18 protein-coding genes are annotated in these 19,535 nt (G+C 61.5%); 6 read left to right on the plus strand and 12 right to left on the minus strand.

The features are described 5' to 3' along the window. Positions 1-18: 18 nt before the first annotated feature. On the plus strand, positions 19-1,851 hold the full coding sequence (locus LOY68_RS03275; protein ID WP_265042852.1) for a pilus assembly protein TadG-related protein: 1,833 nt from the start codon (positions 19-21) through the stop codon (positions 1,849-1,851). On the opposite strand, the gene LOY68_RS03280 is transcribed toward LOY68_RS03275, so the two are convergent. Both LOY68_RS03280 and LOY68_RS03285 read right to left on the minus strand, forming a co-directional pair. After that, positions 1,836-4,601, minus strand: coding sequence for an ATP-binding protein (locus LOY68_RS03280; RefSeq protein WP_265042854.1), 2,766 nt, complete (start codon positions 4,599-4,601; stop codon positions 1,836-1,838). The two genes, LOY68_RS03275 and LOY68_RS03280, sit on opposite strands and share 16 nt — an antisense overlap. Continuing rightward, entirely contained in the window at positions 4,598-5,044 is a 447-nt protein-coding gene (locus tag LOY68_RS03285) for a TadE/TadG family type IV pilus assembly protein (RefSeq protein WP_265042856.1), read from the minus strand. The genes LOY68_RS03280 and LOY68_RS03285 overlap by 4 nt, the downstream gene beginning before the upstream one ends. Before the next feature lie 75 nt (positions 5,045-5,119). Between LOY68_RS03285 and LOY68_RS03290 the strand changes: the two genes are divergently transcribed. After that, positions 5,120-5,590, plus strand: coding sequence for a prepilin peptidase (locus tag LOY68_RS03290; protein WP_265042858.1), 471 nt, complete (start codon positions 5,120-5,122; stop codon positions 5,588-5,590). Positions 5,591-5,716: 126 nt separating this feature from the next. After that, complete coding sequence (locus LOY68_RS03295) at positions 5,717-6,502, plus strand: response regulator transcription factor (protein WP_265042859.1); 786 nt, start codon at positions 5,717-5,719, stop codon at positions 6,500-6,502. Positions 6,503-6,901: 399 nt separating this feature from the next. Here the strand turns inward: LOY68_RS03295 and LOY68_RS03300 are convergent, their stop codons facing one another. The 8 genes from LOY68_RS03300 to cpaB are packed head-to-tail and all read right to left on the minus strand — an operon-like array spanning position 6,902 to position 14,355. Next, positions 6,902-7,165: a DUF3613 domain-containing protein gene (locus tag LOY68_RS03300; protein WP_163908140.1), complete on the minus strand. Its 264-nt coding sequence runs from the start codon at positions 7,163-7,165 to the stop codon at positions 6,902-6,904. Positions 7,166-7,174: 9 nt separating this feature from the next. Beyond that, entirely contained in the window at positions 7,175-7,897 is a 723-nt protein-coding gene (locus LOY68_RS03305) for a tetratricopeptide repeat protein (protein WP_054044000.1), read from the minus strand. Between the two features lie 25 nt (positions 7,898-7,922). After that, positions 7,923-8,807, minus strand: coding sequence for a type II secretion system F family protein (locus LOY68_RS03310; RefSeq protein ID WP_163908142.1), 885 nt, complete (start codon positions 8,805-8,807; stop codon positions 7,923-7,925). A gap of 1 nt (position 8,808) precedes the next feature. Then, positions 8,809-9,693: a type II secretion system F family protein gene (locus tag LOY68_RS03315; RefSeq protein ID WP_265042862.1), complete on the minus strand. Its 885-nt coding sequence runs from the start codon at positions 9,691-9,693 to the stop codon at positions 8,809-8,811. 18 nt (positions 9,694-9,711) lie between these two features. After that, entirely contained in the window at positions 9,712-10,980 is a 1,269-nt protein-coding gene (locus LOY68_RS03320) for a CpaF family protein (RefSeq protein WP_265042864.1), read from the minus strand. Beyond that, on the minus strand, positions 10,977-12,167 hold the full coding sequence (locus LOY68_RS03325) for an AAA family ATPase (RefSeq protein WP_054043996.1): 1,191 nt from the start codon (positions 12,165-12,167) through the stop codon (positions 10,977-10,979). Before LOY68_RS03325 ends, LOY68_RS03320 begins: the two co-directional genes overlap by 4 nt. Then, positions 12,164-13,387 (minus strand): type II and III secretion system protein family protein, encoded by a 1,224-nt coding sequence (locus tag LOY68_RS03330; protein WP_265042867.1) that lies wholly within the window; start codon positions 13,385-13,387, stop codon positions 12,164-12,166. Before LOY68_RS03330 ends, LOY68_RS03325 begins: the two co-directional genes overlap by 4 nt. Positions 13,388-13,407: 20 nt before the next feature. Further along, positions 13,408-14,355, minus strand: coding sequence for a Flp pilus assembly protein CpaB (cpaB, locus tag LOY68_RS03335; protein ID WP_265042869.1), 948 nt, complete (start codon positions 14,353-14,355; stop codon positions 13,408-13,410). A 330-nt stretch (positions 14,356-14,685) separates the two neighbouring features. Here cpaB and LOY68_RS03340 point away from each other — a divergent pair, with 330 nt between their 5' ends. From LOY68_RS03340 to LOY68_RS03350, 3 genes are all read left to right on the plus strand, one after another. Further along, positions 14,686-14,895: a Flp family type IVb pilin gene (locus LOY68_RS03340; protein ID WP_054043993.1), complete on the plus strand. Its 210-nt coding sequence runs from the start codon at positions 14,686-14,688 to the stop codon at positions 14,893-14,895. A 53-nt stretch (positions 14,896-14,948) separates the two neighbouring features. Then, positions 14,949-15,161, plus strand: coding sequence for a Flp family type IVb pilin (locus LOY68_RS03345; protein ID WP_054043992.1), 213 nt, complete (start codon positions 14,949-14,951; stop codon positions 15,159-15,161). Between the two features lie 71 nt (positions 15,162-15,232). Next, complete coding sequence (locus LOY68_RS03350) at positions 15,233-15,640, plus strand: response regulator (protein WP_265042872.1); 408 nt, start codon at positions 15,233-15,235, stop codon at positions 15,638-15,640. Between the two features lie 255 nt (positions 15,641-15,895). Here LOY68_RS03350 and LOY68_RS03355 read toward each other — a convergent pair whose 3' ends face one another. Together LOY68_RS03355 and LOY68_RS03360 are read right to left on the minus strand one after the other, a co-directional pair. Beyond that, positions 15,896-17,563: a ShlB/FhaC/HecB family hemolysin secretion/activation protein gene (locus LOY68_RS03355; RefSeq protein ID WP_265042873.1), complete on the minus strand. Its 1,668-nt coding sequence runs from the start codon at positions 17,561-17,563 to the stop codon at positions 15,896-15,898. A gap of 168 nt (positions 17,564-17,731) precedes the next feature. Then, positions 17,732-19,519 (minus strand): collagen-like triple helix repeat-containing protein, encoded by a 1,788-nt coding sequence (locus tag LOY68_RS03360; protein WP_265042875.1) that lies wholly within the window; start codon positions 19,517-19,519, stop codon positions 17,732-17,734. Between the last annotated feature and the right edge of the window lie 16 nt (positions 19,520-19,535).

Consider the following 19,535-nt stretch of genomic DNA (forward strand, 5'->3'; position numbering starts at 1 on the left):
CCAGCGAAGGAGTTCGCGATGTCGCGGTTTCGCGGTCCGGCCCGGCAGCGGGGGGCTATCGGTTTGATGGCGGCGGCGACCCTCGGGTTGGCGCTGTTGTTGATGCTATTGGTGGTCGACACCGGCCGGCTCTACATGGAGCAGCGCAAGCTGCAGCGGGTGGTCGACACCGCCGCGCTGGAGGCCGTCAGTCGCGGCGGCACCTGCCTGCCGGGGCTCACCGCCGCCAGTTATGCCAATCAAAGTGCGACGCGCAACGGCTTCACCCTCGACGCCAGCAACACCCTCGCCACCACCTGCGGCACGCTGCTGACGGCGGCCACCGGGCTGCGCAATTTCACCGAGGATGCCACCCAGGCCGCAGCAATCAAAGTCGTTGCCAGCCGCACCGTCACCACCAGTTTTGCCGGCGGTGTGCAGGCCTTGGTCAGCGGCACGCCGGTCAGCCTGAACACTCAACTCAATGCCACAGCCGTAGCCGCGCTGCCGGTGCCGCCAGTGGCCCAATTGACGATTCGCAGCACCCTGGTCGACGTCAACCTGTTGAACGGTATGAGCTCCGCCCTCGGCGGCGTACCGATCAACCTGACCGTCGCCAGCTGGAACGGTTTGCTCGCCGCCAACGTCAACCTGCTCAACTTCATGGATCAGCTCGCCATCGACCTGCACGTCACCGCAGGCAACTACACCCAACTGCTCGCCGCCGATGCCACCGTCGGCCAATTGCTGCAGGCCGCCGCCACTGTGGCTCGCCTCAACGGCGCGACTGCGGATGTACAACTCGGCTTGAATTCATTGGTCAGCGCAGTCGTCAGCCCTGTGAAGGTGCGTTTGGGCGACATCTTGAATCTGCAAACCGGCACGACGTCGTCCGCGCTGAATGCCAGCGTAAACGCGCTTCAACTGGTCCAGGCCTTCCTCGAACTCGGCAACAGCAAGAGTGCCGTCGCAGGCACCATCCCCGTAAATTTGCTGGGCCTTGGCGTCGGCGCTACCGCCAAGCTAAAAGTCATCGAGCCCGCGCAATTTTCGGTAGTGGGCAACCCCGCATTGGCAAAACTGGCGCCATTGGGCGCCAATCGAATCTACGTGCGTACCGCCCAGGTCCGGGTGCTGGTGTCCGTGGATTTGTCCCTGGTCACCAACCTGATCGGTGTCGTGACCAGCACCCTGTCAGTGGTCACCGGGTTGCTGGGGCTGGACTTGTACGTCCTGCCCAATCCCAATCTGGACGTCAGCCTCGAAGCAGGTGGCGGCAGCAGTTACGTCACCGATTACACCTGCGTCAGCGATACCAACAAAAGCCTCACCGCCAATACGACCACCTCCGTGGCTGAACTGCGTGTCGGGCGAATCAACTCGGACTGGGCTTCATCAACGTCGCCCATGAGCGTCAGCCCCGTGACCTTGCTCGATATCCGCTATGCAGGCGTTCCCTTCTCGGGCGGCGGTGCGGAGCTGCGGATCGACAGTCCCGCCTTGCAGACCAGCGCCAGCAGCGCATTTACCAACCCGCCGAAAGTCGGGCTGGCTCCCTCCGATCCGCCTTACACCCTGACCGCCTCCAACGCGATTGCCGGGATGTCGCAAGCGGTCAATGGCGTGCAATTGATCCTGCACACACCGACCTTCAATGCAGGTCCCTTGCTGGCGATCGTCTTCAACACCCTGAACACGTTGCTCAGCGGTGTGATAACGCTGCTGACGACAACCCTGAATTCGATCCTGAGCCCGCTGCTGGACAACCTGCTCAACAATGTCCTGAAAGTCCTGGGCATCGAAGTCGGGAAAATCCAGGTCGGCGCCAACCTCAGCTGCGGCCAGCCCGGCAAGGCTTACCTGGTGATCTGATCGTCCTGATAAATCGGCAGCTCAATACAGAATCGAGCACCGTGCTCTGAGTTCACAACACTCAGTCGCCCGCCCATGTTCTCGACGATCCCATAGCTCACCGACAACCCCAGCCCAGTCCCCACGCCGACCGGTTTCGTGGTGAAGAACGGCTCGAAAATCCGCTCCAGCAAGCGTGGATCGATACCGCCACCGTTGTCCTCGACCCACAACCGCACCGATTGCTTATCGCGCTCGGCGTACACCGAAATCCACGGTTTGAACTCCCTATCAGCCTCGCGCTTGCTCAAAAGCGCATCCCTGGCGTTGACCATCAGGTTGATCAACACCTGCTCCAGTTGATCGACATAACCGCGCACCTGCACTTCAAAACCGGTCTCGCTGACCCGCAGCTCCACGCCCTTGCCGCGCATGCCTTCGGCCAGCAGCGACATCGTGCCTTCGATGGCGTCGACCGGGTTGAACGGGTGTTGCTCAACCTCCGAACGGCGGCCAAACACGCGCATGTGATCCACCACCCGCGCCGCTCGCTGCACCTGGGTGTCGATGCGATTGAGCTTGTCGGTCAGGTAATCGATTTGCACATCGCCGTTGCTCAAGCGCTTGAGCACGTTGACGATGGCCATGCGCATCACGTTCAGCGGCTGGTTGATTTCATGGGCCAGCCCGGTGGCCATTTCGCCGAGGGTGGCCATTTTCGCGCTCTGGGTCAGTTGTTGCTGGGAGCGCCGGACCTCGGTGTTGTCGCGGCCCACAGCCTGGACTTCAACCAACTGCCCCTGATCGTCAAACACCCCGCGATCCGACCAGACCCACCAGGCGTGTTCGCGCCCGGGCAATTGCAGGTTGATTTCGGCGCTGCTGACTGGGTGCTCCGGGGTCAGCAGGCTGAGCCGCTGGAGAAACGCTGCGCGTTGTTCGTCCGACATCCAGCTGCCGAGGTTCACGCCGGGGAGTTGTTCGGGCTCACATTCCAGGTACGTCGCCAGCGGCCGATTGCCGAAGCTCAGGATCAGGTCCGGGCGATAACGGCAGATCATCGCCGGGGAATCTTCCACCAAAATCCGATAGCGCTCTTCGCTCTGTTTCACCTGCTCGGCGGCCAAGGTCGCCTCGGTGACATCGAGCCACAGGCCGACCGCTTCCACTGGCAACCCGAGGTCATCGCGCAACAACTTGGCTTCGTCGAGCAGCCAGTGATAATCGCCGCGACTGTCGCGCAGACGATAGCGTGCGCGTACCGAGCCTTCGCGCAGCAAGTGCCGAGTGCGCTCGAAATAGCGGTCGCGGTCCTCGGGGTGAACACGCTCGATCAACGCGGCGGCGTCGCAGTTTTCCAGACTCCAGCCCAACAGCGGTTGAAGGCTGGCGCTGAAAAACGTCGGGTGCAGCGCGCCTTCGACATAGCGCTGGACGTAGATCACCGCCGGCGAGCTGGCGATCAGGTTGTCCAGCCGCGCATGGGCGGCGGCGGTGTGTTGCTGCTGGTTCTTGATGTCGCTGATGTCCAGCATGAAACCCACCAGCCGCCGACTGTCGCCGCTACCGATGGCTTGCCCCTGAAGCCTGTACCACAGCGGATGCTGTTCCGAGTCGCAGCGATGCAGGCGCACGCACAGGGTCAACGGCTCGTCGTATTGTTGCAAGGCGTGCAGGCGACTGCGCATCTCCTCGCGATCGGCGGGATGGATTTGCAGCAGCCAGTCATTCAGCGTCAGGCAAGTAGTGTCCAGGTGCAAAGTGGCGGCGAGGGACGGTGCCAGGAGGATTTCATCGCTGGCACCAAAAGCTTCCCACCATCCCGTCCCCAGCAAGACTTGCAACGATTCCAGCCGCTCCAGTTGCAAGTGGTGATGCTGCTCACGCAAGCGACCGAGCAACGGCCCGGCCAGCGCGCTGACCAGCAGCAACCAGTCGCGATCACCCAAGTCCGGCGCGTGTTCGTGCACCGGGTAAAACCCGCACAGCAGCCATGCGGCGACACCGTGGTCGTCGCTGTAGGGCACGGCAAAACCCTCGGCGTTGCCGAACAAGTCTTGCACGCGCAGGTGTTCGCTGATGCCGTGGCTGATGCTCAAACGCTGGGGCGCGGAGCCGTTCAAACTGTCGAGCACCGTGCCCAGGCGCTGATCGTTTTGCCACAACTGCGGTGCATCGTGGGCGCTGAATTGGCGATGGATTTGCCAGCCTTCTTCCTGCTCGTCGAGCAACGCCAGGGCCACACACGGCATGTGCCAACGCTGGGCGATGGTTTGCAGTTGTTCGCTGACGATCACCGGCAACCGCGCCAGACTGCACGCGCGCAGATGCTCGCTGATCTGCCCGGCCACGGCGTGGCATTCGTCTCGACTGTGGGCCTGATGGCGTTCGAGCAACAGGTCGCCGATGTCCATCAACTGCAACAGCCATCCGCCCGGGCACGGTTGCACCCAGCCGCGCAGGTGCAAGGTCTGGTCGGCCAGGCCGAGGAAATCCAGGTCCAGGCTTTGCCCTTGCCAGTCTGCGGGCTGACCCTCGATCGCCAGGGTGCTATGAACTTGCACGTATCGATGCAGCGGCAACGGCTGATCGTTGGGCGGTTGTTGGGCCAGCGCGTGCCGCAGTGGTCCGGTCATGTGCAATACACGACCCTCGTCGTCCAGATGCAAATGCAAGCCCAGCGGTTGTACCCGCAACGGCTCGGACGCCTCGATGGCGGGGAGGGTGGGGCGCTTGAGCAAGCGAGCGAAAAGCTTGTCCCCGGAGGTCAAAATTGCAGACTCGACGTGGCGCTCAGGTTGGTCGGCAGGTTGGGCACCGTGCCCACGCCCGGCAGCACCAGAAACGGCATGACCTGATTCAACTTGCTGGTGGGGTAATTCACGCTGACGGTGAGGGTGCCTTTGCTGGCGTCATAGACCGCGCTGGTATCCACGCCGATCACCAGGTTCAGCGCAGTCGGCACCCACGACAATTGCTGCTGCAACGTAGCGTTCGCAGTGTTTTGCACCACGGTCGCGTAGCTCGGCGTATTCGGGTCTACCGCCACGCTGCGGCGCACGGCTTCGGCGGTGGCCTGATTGAACGACTGCAACAACACGAACGGCAAGCTGTAGCTGACCAAACCGTAGAACACCGCGAAAAAGATCACGAACACCAAGGCGAATTCAATCGCCACAGCGCCTTTTTGCTTATTGGGGAGGCCTGCTTTCATGAGTGCGTCTACCCTGACAGTCACTGCGTAATATCAGCATAGAATCATTCAGCCAAAACGGACGGTTTTTACCGGATGCAAAGCCTTGTCGTGATTGTCTGGCTAACCCTTTGCGCGGTTCAGGATGCGCGCTACCGGCACATCGCCAACGTCCTGACCCTTGGTGCTGGCGCCGCGGCGCTGGTGTATCTGCTATGGACCGGCAGCACATGGCTTGGAGCGGAGGCAAAGCAGGGCGGTTGGGCGTTTTTACTGGCGCTGGCCTTCACCTTGCCGGGCTACGCGATGAAGCGAATGGGCGCCGGCGATGTGAAACTAATGACAGCTTTGGGTTTGGCGACCGACGGTATGCACCTGCTTGGCGCGTTTATCGGTGCCGGAGTGGCGGGTGCGTTGTGGCTGCTGCTTGCGCCAAAAGTCTGGCTGCATATGAATCAATGGCTTAAGCATGATCGTCGAAATGTGAATCCAAAATTGTCAGAAAAACAACCATATGCGCCGTTCGTGTTGGTCGGCATGGCGTGTACGCTCGTCTGGATCCATTAGTCGCCAGAAGCCACCCGTTCTATGTACATAGTCGGAAAGTGCGTCTACTTTCAAAGTTAGAGTAGTTATACAACTGGTGGCTATTAGTACAGGAATGGTCAGCTTTCAGCCTGCATGGAGTAGCACGTGAACAAGCTTACGTCTGCGGTAAAAGTCCTTGTGGTCGACGATCAGCCACTCATTGTCGAAGAACTGTGTGAATTCCTGGAGAGCAGCGGTTATCGCTGTGTACCGTGTGAATCCAGTACGCAGGCGATCGAGCGCTTTACACAGGATCCAGACATCGGTCTGGTGCTGTGTGATCTGCACATGCCGGACATGGATGGCATCCAGCTTGTACAAGAGCTGCAGCGGTTGAGCGGCCGACATCGGGCGTTCGAGGCGATCATGCTCACGGGTCGCGCCGACAAGCAGGACGTGATCAAGGCCTTGCGCGCCGGGATTGCCGATTACTACCAGAAGCCGATTGATCTGGATGAGTTGCTCGAGGGTTTGCAGCGACAGGAAGTGTCGTTGCAGGAGCGCCAGAAGGAAGTGCAACTGGGGCACTTGAATCAAAAGCTGCAATACCTGTCCGAGTCGATTGATGATCTTTACCAGGACCTGGACAAGGTGCGCCGCAGTCCGCGCGCGTCTTCCGAGCCTGGGGATTTTGTGGTCAGCCAAGCGGATCAGGAGGAGATGCCGTCGATCTTCAATCAGCTGTCACCCCGGCAACTGGATGTGGCGCGGTTGGTCGGAAAGGGGCAGACCAACTATCAGATTGCCTGTGAGCTGGGGATTACCGAAAACACGGTGAAGCTGTACGTGTCGCAAGTGTTGCGGTTGACCCATATGCATAACCGCACGCAACTGGCATTGGCACTCTCGCCAAGTAACTCCGGGATGCGCCAGCGCGTGACCGCCCACTGACACCTTGTGGGAGCGAGCCTGCTCGCGAAAGTGGAGTGTCAGTCAAATTAATGTTGGATGTGCCGTCGCCTTCGCGAGCAGGCTCGCTCCCACAGTTGATCTTCAGTGAACACAGAATCTGTGATCGACACTGCCCCCCTGTGGGAGCGAGCCTGCTCGCGAAAGTGGAGTGTCAGTCAAATTAATGTTGGATGTGCCGCCGCCTTCGCGAGCAAGCTCGCTCCCACAGTTGATCTTCAGTGAACACAGAATCTGTGATCGACACTGCCCCCTGTGGGAGCGAGCCTGCTCGCGAAAGCGGAGTGTCAGTCAAATTAATGTTGGATGTGCCGCCGCTTTCGCGAGCAAGCCCGCTCCCACAGTTGATCTTCAGTGAACACAACAGTTGTGCACGACGCACTACTTGCTGATCTCAATCTTCCCGCCCGCATCCGGGTCGTACAAATCCGGAATCTCATACCGATATTTCTTCAGCCAACGCTGCATCGCTTCTTCCCGCTCCGCCGCGCTCGCAGTTTGCGGTGTCTTGGAGGCGGCCTGGTTGCGGCTTTGCAACACCAGCCAACCCTCGGTTTCCTGCTGTTGCGCCGACGACGGGCCAGCGTCGATGGCCATCGAGCTCAACGGGAGTATCAGCAGGCTCAAGCCGAATAATTTCATCATCGCCAACTCCTATTTAACCGATACCGGTTGGGCACTCGTCACCGTCGCCACTTGATCACCCGCCACCGTTTTCCCCTTGCCCGGCTGCTTGAGTTTTTCCGCCCGGGCCTGGGCATCGGTGAATTGTTCCGGCGTCAGGTGCGAGCGGCTGACCACTTCTGCCGCTTGCTGCCAGTTGTCCTGATACAGCAACAACGTCACCAGATTCGCCGCCGCCAACGTGTCCTGCTGCTTGAGTTCGATGGCGGTGAGGAATTCGAAACGCGCATCTTCGAGGCGTAACTGATTGAGGTAGACCACGCCCAAATCATTGCGGATTTTCTCGTTGGTCGGTGCCAAGCGCGCGGCCCGTTGCAGGTGGGCCTGGGCCTGGCCGTAGTCGCCGCGTGCGGCGAACAACTGGCCCAGGCCTTGTTCGGCATCCGCCGACAGGCACGTCCCCAACAGGCTGCGATACAACGGTTCCGCCTCGCTGCGCCCCAGCAGGCGATAAACCTTGGCCTTGCGCAATCGTACTTCGCTGAGGTTATCCGGCAGGCTCTGCAAATTCGCCAGGCTGGCGTGCAGCTTGCCGTCATTGGCCAAATCATCGGCCAGGTTCAACGCCAGTTCCTGATCAGAACTCAACTTGCTGCAACTGGCCGGCGACATCATTGCCGACCACGGCGCCTGGCCATCGGTGGCGCAGCCCGCGAGCATCAACAGGCTCACAACAGCGATCAATGCTTTCATCTTGGTCCCTCAAACAGTGCGCAACTCAATTGGCGAACGCCCGGGTAATCGCGGTAAATCCGGGGCCGGCCAAGACGATCAACAGGGCCGGAAACAGAAACAGCATCATCACCACCGACATCTTGGCCGACATTTTCGAAATGTATTCTTGCAGCCGCGTCAGGCGCCGATCATCGAGCAGTTGCTTGAGCGCCAGCAGGGATTTCATCGCGCCGCCGCCCTGATGGATCAATTGCTCGAGGATCACGCAGGTGTCGCTGAATTCATCCACCGCCAGCATCACGGCGGCTTTGTGCAGTTCCTGGCTGAGCTCCAGGCCGGAGTCGACGCGGGCCAGGATCAGGCGCAATTCGCTGGTCAGTTCCGGCAAGAGTTTTTGCCCTTCGGTGCTCAGTACCCGCAGCGCCTGTTCGACCGCCATGCCCGACTCGAAGAGGATGCGCAGCAGCGGGATGAAGGTCGCTATTTCCACGCCGATGGTTTGCTGCCTGCGTGCAGCCGCATAAGCCAGCAAGCGTTTGGGCAGCAAATAACCGAGGCCGGCACCGAACATCGGCAACAACCAGCCGTTGGCCGCGAGGGGGAAGAACATTTCTTTCAAGAACAGCCCCAGCCCCAACATCAACAACGGCGTGCCGATCTGACACGCCGCAAATACCGCGCGCTCATTGGCCCGACGCCAGCCCAAGCGGCTGAGCAGGGTCTGGGTTTCGCTGTCGATGCTGACCGAACGCTGGCCGAACCGGCTGTTGCCGAGCACTCGCAGCCAACTGCCGAAACGGTTCTCGCGCACCAGTTGCCCCTGCAAGCGTTGAGTCACCTGGCGCACGCGGCGACGCTCTTGCAGCAAGTGGTTGACCACCAGCAGCAAGGCCCCGAGCAACAGCATCAGACTCGCCAGCAAGACCATGTCAGACACTCCGCAACATGCGCCACAGCGCCAGGCAGCCAAACACCTGCAGCACCACCGCGATGATCAACATCGTCTGGCCGCCCGAGTCGTGCCACATGCCGAGCATGTAGCCGGGATTGGTCAGCATGAAGTAACTCACCAGAATCATCGGCAATGAGCCCAACACCCATGCCGTCATGCGGGTTTCGCCGGTCATCGCGCGCAGTTGTCGGGCGCCCTGGTCCCGTTCGCGAATCAGTTTGATCAGGTTCTCCAGCAACTCGCTGGCATTGCCGCCGTAGCGATGATTGACCTTCAGGCCGAGGGCAAACATGCGCAGTTCGTCCTGTTCATACAGCTCGGCGAAATCACTCACGGCGTCCGGCAGATTCACCCCGAGCTGCACGTTGCGCTGCACCCGGCCCATGGCGCGTTTCAGCGGATCGTCACTGGCCTCGATCCCGCCCATGACCGCGTCGGCCAAAGTGCGCCCGGATTTCAGACTGCGCACGGTGTGATCGAGCAGCTGCGGCAATTGTTCGATCATGCGCTTGAGGCGACGGCGATACAGCCATGAGATGTACAGCCTTAAAGCCAATGGCGGCGCGAGTAAAAGGGTTAGCAAACCGACCCAGTCAGCGACTAAAAAACCGAGCAGCATCGCCGCGCCCCACAACGTCAGCCACAACCCCAGGCGTTCGGTGGGACGACCCAGACCCGCCCTTAAAAACATACGCTCAAGGCCTACCCATGTGGCTTTTTCCGCCGCCAGTTGTGGCTGTCCCTGAGCGAGTCTGGTGAGCACCCGTTCGTTGCCGGTCTTGCGGATCCCGTGCAAAAACAGCCACACCGACAGCCCAAGCAGCACCACGCAAATCAGGCTGAGAATCAGCGGGACGATCATGCCGAATGCTCCATGGAATCAGCCCAGGCTCAGCTCATGTCGCAGCTTGTCACCCGCCGGGTTGACCGCCTCGCGCAGGAAACCGACACCGGTGCGTCGGTCGAGCTGGAACAGGGTGTTGGTGACATAGACGTCCTCGCGCACGCCAACCACTTCCACCACTTCGCTGACACAGCGTCGGCCATCCGGCATGCGTGTCAGTTGAATGATCACGTCGAGCGCGGCGCAGATCATCTGCCGTAGCGTACGCTCCGCCACTGCGCGCCCGGTCAGGCCGACCAGGGTTTCCAGGCGCAGCAATGCGTCCTGGGCATTGTTGGCGTGCACGGTGCTCATCGAGCCGTCATGGCCGGTGTTCATTGCGGTCAGCACGTCGAGCACCTCGACGCCGCGAATCTCGCCAAGGATGATCCGGTCCGGGCGCATCCGCAGGGCGTTGCGAATCAAGTCGCTGGCCTTCACTTCACCATGGCCCTCGGCGTTCGGCGGCCGGGTTTCCAGGCGCACCACATGCGGGTGGCCGAGTTGCAACTCGGCCACGTCTTCGATGGTCACCAGTCGTTCGTGGGGGTTGATCAGTTGACTGAGGATATTCAGCAACGTGGTTTTACCGGTGCCGGTGCCGCCGCTGATCAGGACGTTGCAGCGCTTGCCGACGGCGTTCTGAAAGAATTCGAATATCGATTGGTCGATGGTTTGCATCGCCACCAGGTCGCTGCTTTTGAGCATGTCTTTGCGAAACTTTCGAATCGACAAACACGGACCATCCAGCGCAATCGGCGGGATGATCGCATTGACCCGGCTGCCATCCGGCATGCGCGCATCGACCATCGGTGAAGACTCGTCGAGCCGCCGCCCCAACGGCGCGAGGATGCGTTGCATGACGCGCTCCACATGGTGCGCATCGATAAATCGCAGGTCGCTCTGGTGCAGTACACCGTCGCGTTCGATGAACACCCGGTGCGGGCCGTTGACCAGGATTTCCGTGACCGCCGGATCGCGCAGCAAGACTTCCAGCGGACCGAAACCGGTGAGTTCATCGACGATTTCCTCGGCCAGCCGCTCCATTTCATAACGGGAAATTGCCAGGTGCAGGCGCGCAATGTATTCGGCGGCTTTGTCGGTGACAAACTGCGACAGCAACTGCCGCGAACCTTCCAGCAAGTTTTTCCCGGACTCTTCGATGGCATCGATGATGTAGCGATGCAGCACCAGTTTCAGGCCTTCATGGTCGGTGTTGCCGGCGGTGCTGCGCTGGGGCGCGCCGAAGAGTTTTTCGCTGCTCATTGCGCGCCCCTCAAACGGTCGAACCAACCGGCCTTGGGTTTGGCCAGGCCTTCGGAGCGCTTGGCCAGACGTTCGCCGAGGGTCCGCAGGCTTTGCGTGAGTTTCTCCCGAGGCGCCAGTTCGAACAGGGTGACGCCTTGATTTTTCGCGTTCAGACGTACTTCCGGGCTGTAGGCCAGCACCGCGATGACTTCCAGGTTGAAGGTCTTGCCGAGGGTGTCAGAGTCCGGGGCGATATGGCCCAGGTAGCGATCGATCAACAGCCGTCCGTGATCGAGTTTCATGCCTTTTTCTCGCCACAGGTTGAGCACCGCCAGATTGCGGCGGCAGTCGAGAACATTCTGGTCGCTGTACCACAGCAACTTGTCGCAGTGGCTGACAAACGTGCGCAGCGCTTCGCTGTCCGGCTGGCCAGTGAGGTTCACCACGATGTGCTGAAAGTGTTGGCGCAAGGCGCTGAGCAGCATGTACAGCTCGGCGGCGCTGGTGCTTTCCAGCGGCGCGTCATTGCTGGCGTAGGCGAGGATTCGCAGTCCGGCTTCGGCGCTGGTGAAGGCGCTGTCGATCAGCGTCGCATCGAGGCGGCGCAAGTGGCGCAACGCGTCGCCGAAGTGAAACGAACTCTCCAGCCCCAGCAATGCGAGGCTGTCGCCACGGGGCAGACCGAGGTCCAGAAGCAAGGTTTGTTGCCCGCTTTTTTGCACCACCAGCGCCAGGTGATTGGCCAACAGTGCACCGTCGCCATTGCTCTGGGTGCCATACAACACGGTGAGGCCGCCCAGCTGCGTATTCGGCGTTACGGGCGGCAGGCGTTTGCTCAGGCGTCGCACCAGCCCGGCGACTTCGCTGGAACGCGAACCATAGGCAACGAAATCCCGCGCCCCGGCGCGCATGGCGTTGAGTACCAATTGGTTGTCCATGCCGTCGCCGAGGGCAACGATGGCCAGCATCGGCTTGGCTTCCAGCGCACCTTCGATCAGCGCGCTCTGGGCCACCACGTGTTCGCGGTCGAGGCCGACAAACACCAGGCTGGCGAAGGTCACGTCCACCAGCGCGAGCAATTCGTCGAGGCTGCCACCACCGGCGCTGACCACTTGCCCGAGAGGCGCGAGGGCGCCTTGCAGCCATTCCAGGTCGGTGCTGTTGCGGGTGATGGCGAGAAAGGTCTGGCTCAGGCTCTGGCTCATTGCGACAGTCCGCTGCGTTTGTCGAAGTTGCCGTTTTCCAAGAAGAACATGCGATAGAAATTCGGGTCGTAATTGCGCAGTTTCTCCCCCGGCAACGACGGCAGTTGCGCGTCGGCAGCCAAGGGTTGAACCAGGTGCGGGGTGACGATCATCAGCAACTCCCGTTCTTCGCGATTGATTTGAGAACTGCGGAAAAACGCTCCGAGAACCGGGATATCGCCCAGCCCCGGAAACTTGTTCACCTGGGAACTGTTGGTGGTGCTGATCAAGCCGCTGATGACGAAGCTTTCACCGTCGGCCAGGGAAATGCTGGTGTCGGTGCGGCGGATGGTCAGGGCCGGAACCGTAGTGCCGGCGATGTTCACCGCGTTGCTGAAATCCAGTTCGCTGACCTCTGGCGCGACCTTCAGGGCGATGCGATTGCGGCCGATGATGGTCGGCGTCAGCGTCAGGCGGATACCGAATTCCTTGTACTCGATCGACACGTTATCGCTGCCGGCACTCGGCACCGGAATCGGGATTTCACCGCCGGCGAGGAAGCTTGCGCTCTGTCCGCTGAGCGCCACCAGGCTCGGCCGCGCCAGGGTGTAGGCGAAGCCGCTGCCCTCGAGCGCGTTGATGATCATCATGGTTTTGCCGCCGATCCAGGAGAAGTTGAACAGGCTGTTATCCACCGGCAGCCTGGGCGTCGGCACGCCGTCGATGGGCGGCAAGGTGCCGGGGGAGCCAAACAGGAAGTTGCCGCGAGTGCCGATCAACGAGGCGGTGGCTTCCTTGAGTTTGGTGCGGCTGACTTCGACGAAACGGATATCGGTTTGTACCTGCGACGGCAGCGACGGGTCATCGGACGGCAGCAACGTGTCGCCGGTCAGTGCGGCAGTGGCGCGGCCCTGGACGAACACCATGCTCTGGCGCGGTTCGCTGGCGCAGGCGGTCCAGATCATCAGGCTGGTGGCGCCAGGGGCGATGCCGGTCAATAGAAACGAGCTGCTGCCATTGGGATGCACGTCGGCAATTTTCGGATCGCCGATGGCCAGGCGCGTGATCGCCACTGGCGATTGCAGGTCCTGTTGCAGGCCTTCGCCGATCTCTATCACCGGCGGCAAACGCCCCAGCGCGGCGCAATTGCCGGTCACCGCGTAGGCGTTTTCCAGGGGCAGTGCCAGCAGCATCAAAGCCCAGAGCGCGGGTTTGATTATCGGCATGGAACGACTCTGCATGCAGCGGCATCCTTGATCAGTCATGGGGTTTGTTGCGTCAGCTGATTGCCGCGAATCACTTCGATGGCGGGGCGCGTCGAGCCGCCATGACCGCCACTGGCCGGACTTTTCGGTGCCGCGCCGAGGGCCAGTTGAGTGAACTGGAAGAGCTGGCTGTTGGCGCTGTCGAGCTTGCCCGTCGCTTGGTTTTCGCCAGCCCAGTACTTGGCCAGGCGTTGCTCCTCACTGCTGCGCACCGCCAGGCGCAAGGTGCCGACCTGGGTCGCCAGCATCAACCGGCTCAAGAGTTGTTCGGGCACCGCGAGCACCACGGTGCGCGCGGCGATTCGGCGTTGGTCCTGTTTGAGTTTGTCGTCGGCGCTGAGGGTCGGTGAGGCCGGTCGGCCGTCGTTGGTCAGGCCGTATTGCTCGCCCACACCGAGCACGCGCATGGCGGGCACGACGATCTGCGCCGACTGCTGCAAGTTGCTGGTGTCCTGACGCAGAAACAGCAACACATCGACGTAATCCCCCGGCACCAGTTGCCCGGCAGCGCCGATCACTTCGTCCACCGCCACGGCGAGGGCGCGTTCATTGCTGCGAATCATCCGCGCCAAGGTGCCCCCGGCTTCGAAGCTGTCATCGCTGAGCCAGGTGCCTGCACTGAGGTGGCGCCAGGGTGTGCGGCCGATGGCCTGGTCGAGGTTGTTCAGGCTGCCGGCGGGTGGGTTGCGAAGTTTTTCCACGCTCAGGTCGGCGGCGGTCAGCGGGGTGAACGGCGGCACGTCGTGAGTCAGCACGACCACCGGTTGACGGGTCTGGTCTTCGGCGGCGGCGACGGTTTTTTCCACGCTCACGACGGCGCTCGGCGGGGCGACGGGCGCAGCGACAGGAACCGGCTGACGGCTGAGCACCAAGCCCCAATAACCGACAAAAATCGCCCCGAGCAAAAGCAAGCCGGCAAGGCCTATGGTGACGCGGCTGTTCATGACGGCTCTCCCTTTCCCGCTGCTCTCACAACCCGCATTCCTGACGGGGCGCTCTGGCAATCAGGCAGCTATGAACATGCAACTATTTCGCTATTTCCACGCTAGTCGATCTAAATCAAAACGCCATTACGGGCCCGAAAATATCTGTACAAAGTACTGAGAATTGGCCAATTAACCGCTGATTTTCGACTGAGGGTTGCCACTCATACTTTGTGATTAATCCGTTGTTACAGTTGTTGGTCGCAGGTTTGTTGGCAATGCTCTGATAGCACAGTGGAACCCTGTCGCAGTACCGTTTCGTCGGCGCCAGAGGCGCGAAGGAGTAGACGTATGATTCTCGAATATCTGTTGCTCAGAGCCCGGTTGTTCTTCAAAAGCACTGAAGGTGCCTCGGCGATCGAGTACGCGATTGTGGTGGCCATGGTGGCGGTGGTTGTCGTGGTGTTTGTGTCGCCGGTCAGTACCAAGGTCCTGAACATCTTCAACGCGGTCCTGACATCGCTGGGTGGTACGGCGGTCGTCAAACCTGTGGTGCCTTAGTCGAGGCTTTGGATTGATGTTGACTGAGTGCCTGCGGCACAAAGGAGAATTCCATGCTCTTTGAATACCTGATGCTGCGGGCACGTCTGTTCCTGAAAAACACTGAAGCCGCATCGGCCATCGAATACGCGATTGTGGTGGCGATGGTTGCAGTCGTTGTCGTGGTGTTCATCACTCCGGTGGGCGCCAAGGTCCTGGCGATTTTCAACAGTGTGCTGGTGGCGTTGGGTGGAACGGCCCAGACCGCGCCGGTGCAAACCCCCTGACCACGGCGAACCTCGCGGTGGGTGAATGACACGCTACACTCGGTTCTACATTCAGTTCTCAGGTGCTGCCCATGAACGCTTCCTCGCCGCCGCGCCAACAGTTGCTTCTGGTTGACGACGAAGAGGACGCGTTGCTGGAGCTGGCGGAGTTGCTGGAGGGCGAGGGCTTCTGTTGCTTTACGGCCACTTCGGTCAAACTCGCCCTGCATCACCTGACGCGCAACCCGGATATCGCCCTGGTCATCACGGACCTGCGCATGCCGGAGGAGAGCGGCATGTCGCTGATCAAGCGCCTGCGCGAACACACCTCACGCCAGCACCTGCCGGTGATCGTCACGTCCGGGCATGCGGACATGGAAGACGTCAGCGACATGCTGCGCTTGCAGGTGCTCGACCTGTTTCGCAAACCCATTTACCACGTGCGGTTGTTGGAGACATTGAACAATCTGTTTCCGCAGCCTGTGGTGATGGGTGGGTAATTCCCCGGCTGAAGTGTTGACTGGCACAGCGCTTTCGCGAGCAGGCCCGCTCCCACACTGATTGGCGGCGGGAACAATTATCGTGAACAGCAAATTTCCCCTGTGGGAGCGGGCTTGCTCGCGAAGGCGGTGTGCCAGCCGACGATGATGTCGAAGCTGAAGACTAATTCGCGAGCAAGCCCGCTCCCACAGGAGAATGCGATCAACTGTGGGAGCGAGCCTGCTCGCGAAGGCGTCCTGACCGCCGCCGCCACCCTACAACTGATAACTGAAACTGATGCTATACCGCGGCCGTCGGTTGAACGTATCCAGCGCTTCATCTGACATCGGCTTGGCCGCTTCCAGCGCGACGTTGTAGTACTTCGCATCGCCAAACCTCAACCCCAGCGCTGCCGAGGACAAGTTGTTGCCTTGCACCGGAAGCTGGTTGAACCAGGTCTTGGAGCGGTCCAGCACCACATACGGTTGCAGCACCCGCACCCAGTTGCCGTCGCGGTTGAAGCTGTAGTTCACCTCATACGCCACGCCCCAACCCTTGTCGCCGGACGCCTGGTCGTCGGGGTAGCCGCGGCCGAAATTCTGCCCACCGAACACCGCGCGTTCGCTGTCGGGCAGGGTGTCGTCGCTCCAGTACAGCGCGCCCGAGAGCACGCCTTGCCAGTTGTCGAAGAACTTGTCGCTCTGCACGCCCGATAGCCGCAGGCGCAGGAAATTCAGGTCCACGTCGGCATTGGTTTTCGCCCCCATGCTGTCGAGACCCTGATACACACCACCACTGAGAATCCGCAGTTGCCGGGCATCGGCCTGGCGCCAGTCGCTTTCGAAGGCGAGGGCGCGGATGTCGGTGCGGATTTCGACGCTGCGTGGGTCGTCGACCACGTCGTAGCGGGTTTTGTCGTTGACCGCATATAGCCGCGCACCGGCGCTGAGTTGTTCGGTCGGCGAGGCGATCAGCGGATGGCTGAAGCCGATGGAGTAGCGATCATTTTCCCGGTGCGGCTTGAGCTCCAGGCCGTTGTCGAGCAACACGTTGGTGCCAGGATCGGCGCGGTAGCGTGAGGCGGACAGATTCAGTTGCGTGCCTTCGGCGTTGAGGAATTGGCTGTAGTCCAGGCGATAGTAATGCTCATCATCGTGTCCCGGCGGAAACAACCCACTGAGGCTCAGTTGTTCGCCCATAGATGTCTGGGAATTGCTGCTTACACCGAGCAGGGCCTGGGTGCTGTTGCGGTTGTCTTCGGTGGTGCTCAGGCTGCTGGTGAACGGTTTGCGACTGGCTTGCACCGCCAGGTACGCCGCGCCGTCAGTGGTGCCCGGCGGCGGCACTTGTGCTTGCACGGTCACGCCGGGGATGCGAGTCATCAACGTGGTGTAGCGCTCGAAGGTCTTGCGGGTCAGTGGTCGTTCGGCCTGGAGCTTGGCCACCAGTTTGTCCAGCAGGCCTTTGACCCGTCCGAGGTCACCCTGAACCTGGTAATCCTTGATGTAGCCTTCCACCAACACCACCCGCGCCACGCCTTGGCTGAAATCCTGTTGGGGCAGGAAGGCGTAGGACAGCAAGTAGCCGTCCTGCTGATAACGGCGGGTGATACCGCGGGTGGCTTCGATCAATTCGCCGACGCTGGTTTCATGACCGAGCAGCGGTTGATAAAGCGTCGCCAGTTCGTTGAGCGGGTAAAGCGTCCCGCCCTCGATCTGCACGGTCTTGATCGTGACCTTGGTGCCCATCGTCAACGGTTGGGCCTGGGGCGCACCGGGCTCCGGCACTTGCAGCGGCGCCGCTTTCGGGCGGTAGGCGTCGGCGGGCAGGTTCGGCGCGGGGAGGTTGCGGATGGTTTCGTTACTGTTGAGGAAGGTGGGAAGGGTGTCGGCGAAAGCGAAAGTACTGACGGTCAGGCACAGCAGGGAAGCCATAACGCGCATAGGACACTCCATGGTCATATCGCAACATCCCGAGGCTCGTCAGCTGACTGAACCGGAACCACGAGGTGTCATGCTCCAAAAGAAAAAGCGGAAGACTCCATTCGAATCTTCCGCCTCCAACCAAGCGTAGGCGCCGTAGTTAAGGCCGTCGAATCGGCCAGGTGCAATTCAGCGTTTGTTGCCGGTCAGGCCGCCCAGCAAGCCACCAATTCCGCCGGTTGTGCCGGTGCCGTTAGTGCCGCCGCCGGTAGCGCTGGTGACCAATCCACCGACCGCGCCAACCGTGGCGCCGACGGTCGTGACGGTGTTACCGACCGCTGCCACCACCGGGTTGGGCGCGGCGGCGGCAATGCTGCTGCCGACGTTGCCGACCGCGCCGCCAACCTGAGTGACCAGACCGTTGGCCGGTGCACCGATGCCGGTGGTGGTGCCCACTTGTTGAGTGACGGTGGTGACGGCGCTGGTGACTGGATTCAATGCCGTACCGACGGCGCCGCCGACACTCGCAAGAGGTGCGGTCGGGGTCAGGTTGGGTGCGCTCGAACCACCCAATGCACCGCCTACCGAAGCCACCGTGCCGCCGACAGCGCCGAGGTTCACACCGCCGGCACTGACGACCGGGTTGGTGTTGCCGGCATTCAAACCAGCGCCGACATTCGCTACGGCACCGCCGACGGTTTGCAGCAATCCGGTGGTGCCGAGGCCGCCCGCACCGGCGCCCGGAGTCGCCACCAGGCCGCCGGTTGCACCAGCGGTGGTTGCCACGTTGGTCAGTGCTGCGCCCACGGTGTTGGTCAACGGATTACCGTCGCCGGCCGCCGTCACTTTGCCGCCCAGACCGCCGACGGCACCGGCGACGTTGCTGACCAGGCCGTTGACTGGAGCGCCCAGGCCGGTTGCGCTGCCGACTTTGCCGGTCAGGCCCTCGGTCAGCGTGACCACTGGCACCAAGACTTTGTTGCCGAGGCCGTTGCTGAGTGATCCCAATGGCCCGGTGCTGGTGGCGACGTTCAAGGTATCGCCGAGCATGGTGACTTTTTCGCCGACACCACCGAGTACCGGGGTGACTTTGCTGACCACACCGCCCACCAGTGGAATGCTGCCGGTGGCGGTCGCCAGTTTGCCGCTGATATCGGTCACGCCCATGCCGGCATCAGACACGACGTTGCCAGCGATGGCGGTGGTCTTGGTGAGGGCTTGCGGGTCGGTACCTATCTTGCCGAGACCCCCAGTCAGCCCGCCGCCGATACTGTCCACGACATTGCCGGTGGTGTTAACGGCGCTTTGTACAACGCCTCCTACGACAGGCACTGTCGATAAAGAATTGCCGATGCTGCTGACACCATCGCCCACGCCACTGACGGTTTTGCCCAGGTTGGAAACCACGGTGCTGGTGACCAGCGGCGTGACGGGTGTGCCGCCGGTTCCTCCAGTTCCTCCAGTTCCTCCGGTCCCGCCAGTACCGCCAGTTCCACCACCGGTGCCACCGGTGCCGCCTGTGCCTCCGGTGCCAGCAGTGCCGCCTGTTCCACCTGTCCCGCCGCCAGCTCCACCAGTACCGCCCGTTCCGGCCGTGCCACCGGTTCCGCCATCCGTACCTCCAGTACCACCTGTTCCAGCCGTTCCGCCAGTTCCGTCACCCGTACCACCTGTGCCGCCTGTACCTGCGGTGCCACCAGTTCCCCCCGTGCCATCGGTGCCACCTGTTCCGGCAGTTCCACCCGTACCGCCGCCGGTGCCGTCAGTGCCTCCGGTCCCGGCCGTACCACCACCCGAGCCGTCAGTCCCACCGCTTGCGGAACCGCCGCTGCCGTCGCCCGCCGCACCCGCCGCACCGTCGGAAGAACCGCCGGAAGTGCTGTGATGGCCGCCACCGCCGCTGCTGCAGCCCGCGAGGCCGAGAGAAAGGATCAACGCCAAAGCTGTTGCCGACTTGCACCACACTGGAGTTTTCATGAGAGTGATTCCCTGC

The organism is Pseudomonas sp. B21-053, assembly GCF_026016365.1.
Lineage (GTDB): Bacteria > Pseudomonadota > Gammaproteobacteria > Pseudomonadales > Pseudomonadaceae > Aquipseudomonas > Aquipseudomonas nunensis.

Bases quoted from the DNA above. Each gene is read 5' to 3' on its own strand.
- LOY68_RS03340 (WP_054043993.1), top strand. From the start codon at position 14,686: ATGATTCTCGAATATCTGTTGCTCAGAGCCCGGTTGTTCTTCAAAAGC.
- LOY68_RS03330 (WP_265042867.1), bottom strand. From the start codon at position 13,387: ATGCAGAGTCGTTCCATGCCGATAATCAAACCCGCGCTCTGGGCTTTG.
- LOY68_RS03360 (WP_265042875.1), bottom strand. From the start codon at position 19,519: ATGAAAACTCCAGTGTGGTGCAAGTCGGCAACAGCTTTGGCGTTGATC.
- LOY68_RS03325 (WP_054043996.1), bottom strand. From the start codon at position 12,167: ATGAGCCAGAGCCTGAGCCAGACCTTTCTCGCCATCACCCGCAACAGC.
- LOY68_RS03275 (WP_265042852.1), top strand. From the start codon at position 19: ATGTCGCGGTTTCGCGGTCCGGCCCGGCAGCGGGGGGCTATCGGTTTG.
- LOY68_RS03345 (WP_054043992.1), top strand. From the start codon at position 14,949: ATGCTCTTTGAATACCTGATGCTGCGGGCACGTCTGTTCCTGAAAAAC.
- LOY68_RS03300 (WP_163908140.1), bottom strand. From the start codon at position 7,165: ATGATGAAATTATTCGGCTTGAGCCTGCTGATACTCCCGTTGAGCTCG.
- LOY68_RS03315 (WP_265042862.1), bottom strand. From the start codon at position 9,693: ATGATCGTCCCGCTGATTCTCAGCCTGATTTGCGTGGTGCTGCTTGGG.
- LOY68_RS03350 (WP_265042872.1), top strand. From the start codon at position 15,233: ATGAACGCTTCCTCGCCGCCGCGCCAACAGTTGCTTCTGGTTGACGAC.
- LOY68_RS03305 (WP_054044000.1), bottom strand. From the start codon at position 7,897: ATGAAAGCATTGATCGCTGTTGTGAGCCTGTTGATGCTCGCGGGCTGC.
- LOY68_RS03320 (WP_265042864.1), bottom strand. From the start codon at position 10,980: ATGAGCAGCGAAAAACTCTTCGGCGCGCCCCAGCGCAGCACCGCCGGC.
- LOY68_RS03310 (WP_163908142.1), bottom strand. From the start codon at position 8,807: ATGGTCTTGCTGGCGAGTCTGATGCTGTTGCTCGGGGCCTTGCTGCTG.
- LOY68_RS03290 (WP_265042858.1), top strand. From the start codon at position 5,120: ATGCAAAGCCTTGTCGTGATTGTCTGGCTAACCCTTTGCGCGGTTCAG.
- LOY68_RS03355 (WP_265042873.1), bottom strand. From the start codon at position 17,563: ATGCGCGTTATGGCTTCCCTGCTGTGCCTGACCGTCAGTACTTTCGCT.
- cpaB (WP_265042869.1), bottom strand. From the start codon at position 14,355: ATGAACAGCCGCGTCACCATAGGCCTTGCCGGCTTGCTTTTGCTCGGG.
- LOY68_RS03285 (WP_265042856.1), bottom strand. From the start codon at position 5,044: ATGAAAGCAGGCCTCCCCAATAAGCAAAAAGGCGCTGTGGCGATTGAA.